The organism is Isoptericola sp. NPDC060257 (assembly GCF_042726645.1).
Taxonomy (GTDB): Bacteria; Actinomycetota; Actinomycetes; order Actinomycetales; family Cellulomonadaceae; genus Isoptericola; species Isoptericola nanjingensis.
This window is the reverse complement of the sequence record NZ_JBHXAW010000302.1, coordinates 1-5,282: the sequence shown is the minus strand read 5'-3', so window position 1 is coordinate 5,282 and position 5,282 is coordinate 1. Positions and strand designations below refer to the sequence as shown.

The following is a 5,282-nucleotide window of genomic DNA, read 5'->3' as shown; positions in this document are numbered from 1 at the left end:
ACCTGCTCCTCCAGCGCCTCCAGGACGGGGCGGATGGTGAGAGGGAAGTCATGCCCGAAGCGCGACGTCCCCGTCCTCGACGAGCCCATTGCGAACGAGACGCGCTACCAACTGCGCCATAGCCCCGAGAGCGGTGCCAACATTAGCACCCCGTGACGGCAGGTCGCCAAATCGGCTCAGCCCGCCGCGCGACGGCGCGCGAGGATCTGGTCGAGGGGCAGCCCGAGGGTCTCGGTGCGCGGCCGCGGCTCGTCGACGGCCGTCAGGTCCGACGTCGCGTCGGCGGTCGACGACGTGGCGTCCAGGGTGCCGGGGGCCCGCTCCGCGACGGGAGCCCCGGCGGGCGTCGCGGTCGGTCCGAGCGTCGCGCGGACGGTCGCAGCCAGGGCCGCACCGCGTCCGGCCTCGCCTGCCGGGAGCGCACGGCCCGCACGCACGGTCGGGAGCGGCCGCGGCTCGCGCCGAGGCGCCGCCGGCTTCGTGACGTAGGTCGGCAGGGGGACGGGCACGGGCTCCCACGGCTCGCTGCCCACGGGCGGCGGCCCGGCGGGTACGGCGTCGCCGCCCTCCCCGGGGTCCACGACGACGACCGGCTCCGGCGCCGGCGGCCGCTCGTCGGCGCGGACGTCGAAGACCAGGCGCTCCGACGAACCGGCGGCGCGGCGGCGCGTGGCCGGCTCGGGCTCCGCGCTCTCCTCGCCGCGCGCGTCGTCGGCGGGGACGGTCACGCGGGCGCTCGGGGAGGCGGGCTCGGTGCGCCGCGTCGTGCGCGGGACGGCGCGGGCCGAGGTCTGGTCGGCGGGGGCAGCCACGCGCGGGATGAGCTGGGTGTGCGTCGCCGACGGGCGCACCGCGTGGCCGGTCACCCGGGGGCGGTTGCGCGGCGCGTGCGGTCCGCCGTTGGCGAGGGCCCTGGCCTCGGTCGCCTGCCGCTGCGCCGCCTTGCGCTCCGCGACCCAGCGCGCGTCGGCGCGCCGGGCCTGCAGCACCGCGACGCGGCCCAGCACCAGCACGACGAGCAGCAGCGCGGTGGGCGCGGCCGCGGCGTACCAGCCGACCAGGCCGAGCCCGACGACGATCCAGCCGCCCACGGTGACGAGCAGCAGGAGGACGGTCAGCAGGAGCCGACGGCGCGCCCTCGCGGCGCGCCGCTCGAGCAGGGCGAGGCGGGACTCGCGGGGTCGGTCGGCCTCCCCCGTGGCGCGCGGGGCCGTCAGGGCACGCGACGCGCCCCCGTCGTCGTCCAGACCCATCGGTCGCTCCCCTCGTCCGCCCTCCGACGACGTGCCGGGCACCAGCAGCGGCGTCGCGCCGCCGGTCGGGGTCGTCACCCCGCGCGTGCCGCCCGCGCCCGCCACCGCCAGCACCCGGAGCCCGCCGGAGAACCTGTCGTCCACCCGCGCGTCCTGCAGCTGCTGGCGGTGCCGCAGCCGGTGCGGCACCCAGAAGCCCAGCCACAGGACGAACAGCGCGAGCACCGCGAGTCCTGCCGCCGACGTTTCCACGTCACGACGGTAGGGGACGCGACGACGCCGCCGACGCACGCCGTCGCGGCGTGTCCGTGGTCGGGTCGCGGGTCCGGGGACCGCGGGACGGCGTCAGTCGCCGTCGCGCACCCGCTGCCAGCGGGCCAGGAGGCCCTCCGGCACGTCCTCGGTGGTGAGGGCGAAGGTGCGGTGGTCGCGCCACCGGCCCTGGATGTGCAGGTATCGCTCGCGCACGCCCTCGTCGCGGAACCCGAGCTTCTCCACCACCCGCAGGCTCGGGGCGTTCTCGGGGCGGATGTTGATCTCGATGCGGTGCAGCCCCAGCACGGCGAGGCAGTAGTCGCCCGCCATGGCGACCGACGTCGGGATGACGCCACGACCCGCGACCTCGCGCGACACCCAGTACCCGATGCTCGCGGAGCACAGGGAGCCGTAGACGATCTGGGACACGGTGCGCGGCCCCACCCGGGCGCCGTCGCGCTCGACGGCGAACGGCAGCGTCGTGCCCGCGCGCGCCTGGGTGGACAGTGCTCGCAGGTAGTCGCCGAACGTCGACACGGCGGGCCGCTCCCCCGGCGACGTCGCCTCCCACGGCTCGAGCCAGCTCGCGTTCGCCGACCGTAGGCGCAACCATTCGGGGCCGTCCTTGCGGCGCAGCGGGCGCAGCACGACGGTGCCCGAGGGCCCGTCCTCGCGCAGCGTCACCGGCCACGGCCGGGACACGACCCATCCGCGGGCGAACTTGTGCGTCATGCCACCTCGTTCCGTCCCGACGCTCCCACCCCTGCCCGCGGGCCGGAGCCGTTCTCGGCGTCTCCGGCGCGCGCCGGGAACTCCCCGGACGGGACCCTGCCACAATGGCCCCATGCACGGCGACCGCAACGGATCGAGAGCACACCAGCCGTACCCCGTCGTCGCCGGGATGGAGGCCGCGGACGCCAAGGAAGAGCTCCGCCGGGCCATCCGCGCGCACCGCGCCGAGCGCTCCCCGCGCCTGCGGGACGAGGCCGCGCACGCCTTCGCCGAGGTCCTCGCCACGGTGCCCGCCGTCCGCGACGCCGCGGTCGTCGCCACCTACGTCTCGCGACCCACCGAGCCGGGCACGCACGTCCTGCTGGAGCAGCTCGCCGCGCGCGGCGCCCGGGTGCTCCTGCCCGTGCTCGGCGCGGGCCTGGCCCGCGACTGGGCCGAGTACGCCGGGCCCGACGACCTGCTCGAGCGCGCCCCGGGCCGGCCGCCCGAGCCGAGCGGCCCCGCCCTCGGCGCCGAGGCCATCACCCAGGCCGACGTCGTCGTGGCGCCCGCCCTCGCCGTCGACGACCGCGGCGTCCGCCTCGGCCAGGGCGGCGGCTGGTACGACCGGCTGCTGAAGATCCGCCGCCCGGGCGTGCCCGTCGTCGCGCTCGTCTTCCCCGAGGAGCTCTACGACTCCGCCACCCACCCGCTGCCCGCCGAGGAGCACGACGTGCCCGTGCACGCCGTCGTCACGCCGGACGGCTGGCGGGAGCTCCCCGCCGTCGCCGGGGCCTGACGGGTCAGGCGCCCGCGCCCGCGCGCTGCCGCGCACGGTAGGCCGCCGCCTTCATCCGGCTGCCGCAGGTGGCCATCGAGCACCACTCGCGGCGCCGACCGCGGGAATGGTCGAGGTAGACCTGCGTGCACTCCGGCCGCCCGCACTCGCGCAGCAGCGCGGCGGCGTCCCCGCCGACGATCTCGACGGCCTCGCGCGCGAGCTGGGAGAGCACCTGCCCGGCGCCACCGACCCGTGACCATCCCGCGTCGGTCAGCACCGGGACCAGCGGCGCGTCCGCGGCGTAGCGGTTGACCGTCTCGACCGCCCCGGCGGGCAGGGCCTGGTCGTGCAGCCGCGCCCAGATCAGCGCGTAGACCGCCTCCCGCAGCTCGACGGCGCGCTCGACGTCGGCCGCGCCCGAGGACGGGGCGGCGGACAGCCGTCCCGACTCCACGCACCACGCGTCGAGGTCCGCGGCGGACGCCAGCTTCTCGGTGGGCTCGTCGTTGCGGCGTGCGCGGAGCGTGCCGACGAAGTCGAGCGCGAGGGTGCCGCAGGGAAAGGCATGGATCACGTCACCACCCTGGCAGGTGACACCAGGCCGCGCAAGACAGGACCGCGTGAGCATCACCACTTTGACAGGTGACGACGATCGGAGGAAAGTCGTCACCAGTCAGACCGGTGACGCCGGTCTCCGAGAACACGGAGGAACACCATGAAGCTCGCCCTCGAGATCGTCGTCCTGCCCGTCTCCGACGTGGACCGCGCGAAGGACTTCTACACGGCGCTCGGCTTCCGCCTCGACGCCGACTTCCGCAGCGAGCGGGGTCTGCGCGTCGTCCAGGTCACTCCCCCGGGATCCGGGGCGTCCGTCATCTTCGGCGAGCACCTCACCGACGCCGCCCCCGGCTCGCTCCAGGGGCTGCACCTCGTCACGACCGACATCGCCACGGCCCGCGAGGAGCTCCGCGAGCGCGGGGCGGACGTGAGCGAGCTCTGGCACGACGCCGACGGCGTCTTCCACTGGGCCGGGGACGCCCACCGCGTGCCCGGCCCCCACCCGGCCGCCGACAGCTACGCCACCTACGCGTCGTTCGCCGACCCGGACGGCAACGGCTGGGTGCTCCAGCAGGTCGTCACCCGCGCGCCGGGCCGCTGACACCCACCTCGACGAGACCTCGGAGACCACACCATGACCACCGCGCCCCGCCTCGACCGCGCCGACCAGGAGGCGCTCGCCCGGTTCCGGGAGGCCGACCGCCGCGCCGGCCGGAGCCTGTCGCCCGCCGTCGTCGAGGCGTTCGAGCGGCTGACGCCCCGACAGCTCGACGCCCTCCTCGCCGTCACCGGGGACGACGGCGCGGCCGACGCCCCGTCGCCGGCCCGGGCCGACGACCCGACCGGGCCGCACGGGGTCGTGCGCCGCTGGTGGCGCGGCCCGGGCCGCACGGTCGTGGCGCTCGGGGTCGCGTTCGTCGCGGCGACCGCCACCGCCGTGACAGGCATCGCGCTGCTCGAGGACTCCACGACCCCGCCCGCCGCCGGGTCGGACCAGGTCGTCGACGCGGGCGACCTGGCGCAGCAGCTCGCGTGGGCCGACGCCTACGGCGAGGCCTTCGCGGACGACTTCTGAGCCGAGACGCGGACGAGCCCCGGACGTCGGGACGTCCGGGGCTCGTCGGGTGCTCGACGGCCGCTCGGCCGCTCAGGGCACGAGCGTGGCGCGCGTCTCCGCCGACTCCTCGACCGCCTCGCGGGTGAACGGCCACGCGAAGGTCTTCCCCGCGGCCCACTCGTCGAGCTGGTCGTCGTAGTGCGACGACGCCGGGTGGCCGGACACTCCGGTGACGGTCACCCACGTCGACGCGTCCAGGTCGGCCATGTCGACCACCATCCGCATGGACGGGCCGGTCGTCACGGCAAAGCTGCCGGTGCCGGCGTCCCACCCGGTCGCGTTGACGATGGACGAGCCACCGGGCATCCTCACCGGGTCCGGGTTGACGAGGTCGCGCACCAGGCCGGGCACCGCCTCGCCGCCGATCACCGGGTGCTCGAGCTGCAGCGTGTGCAGCGTGCCCCAGTCCCAGTCGGTCGGCTCCTTGGACAGCTCGACCGTGAGGTCGCGGCGCGCGCTGGTCAGGGCCCGCGTGAGGATCTCGTCGCGCGACTCGACGACGTTCGCCGTCGTGCGGTCGTCCCAGAACGCGTCCTCGGACCGGTCCAGCATCGACTTCACCACCAGGAGCCACTGCGACCCGCCGTCGGGGCGCATGCTCGGGGGC

7 protein-coding genes are annotated in these 5,282 nt (G+C 76.3%); 3 read left to right on the top strand and 4 right to left on the bottom strand.

What is annotated here, in order from left to right; translation table 11 throughout:
- Positions 1 to 176: 176 nt before the first annotated feature.
- Together ACFWEK_RS18660 and ACFWEK_RS18655 are read right to left on the bottom strand one after the other, a co-directional pair.
- Positions 177 to 1,505 carry a hypothetical protein gene (locus ACFWEK_RS18660; RefSeq protein WP_430555007.1) on the bottom strand — a complete coding sequence of 443 codons (1,329 nt, stop codon included), beginning with the start codon at positions 1,503 to 1,505 and terminating at the stop codon, positions 177 to 179.
- Positions 1,506 to 1,598: 93 nt separating this feature from the next.
- On the bottom strand, positions 1,599 to 2,240 hold the full coding sequence (locus ACFWEK_RS18655) for a GNAT family N-acetyltransferase (RefSeq protein WP_430555006.1): 642 nt from the start codon (positions 2,238 to 2,240) through the stop codon (positions 1,599 to 1,601).
- Between the two features lie 112 nt (positions 2,241 to 2,352).
- Here ACFWEK_RS18655 and ACFWEK_RS18650 point away from each other — a divergent pair, with 112 nt between their 5' ends.
- The gene (locus tag ACFWEK_RS18650) at positions 2,353 to 3,018 is read left to right on the top strand and encodes a 5-formyltetrahydrofolate cyclo-ligase (protein ID WP_430547215.1); all 666 of its coding nucleotides are present in this window, start codon (positions 2,353 to 2,355) and stop codon (positions 3,016 to 3,018) included.
- A 4-nt stretch (positions 3,019 to 3,022) separates the two neighbouring features.
- On the opposite strand, the gene ACFWEK_RS18645 is transcribed toward ACFWEK_RS18650, so the two are convergent.
- Complete coding sequence (locus ACFWEK_RS18645) at positions 3,023 to 3,574, bottom strand: CGNR zinc finger domain-containing protein (RefSeq protein ID WP_430555005.1); 552 nt, start codon at positions 3,572 to 3,574, stop codon at positions 3,023 to 3,025.
- A gap of 141 nt (positions 3,575 to 3,715) precedes the next feature.
- On the opposite strand from ACFWEK_RS18645, the gene ACFWEK_RS18640 reads away from it, so the two are divergent.
- Together ACFWEK_RS18640 and ACFWEK_RS18635 are read left to right on the top strand one after the other, a co-directional pair.
- Entirely contained in the window at positions 3,716 to 4,159 is a 444-nt protein-coding gene (locus tag ACFWEK_RS18640) for a VOC family protein (protein ID WP_430547213.1), read from the top strand.
- 33 nt (positions 4,160 to 4,192) lie between these two features.
- Positions 4,193 to 4,633, top strand: a complete 441-nt coding sequence (locus tag ACFWEK_RS18635) for a hypothetical protein (RefSeq protein WP_430555004.1) — start codon at positions 4,193 to 4,195, stop codon at positions 4,631 to 4,633.
- Positions 4,634 to 4,705: 72 nt separating this feature from the next.
- Here the strand turns inward: ACFWEK_RS18635 and ACFWEK_RS18630 are convergent.
- Positions 4,706 to 5,282, bottom strand: a 577-nt coding sequence (locus ACFWEK_RS18630; RefSeq protein ID WP_430555003.1) for a penicillin acylase family protein, incomplete at its 5' end; no start/stop codon positions are given.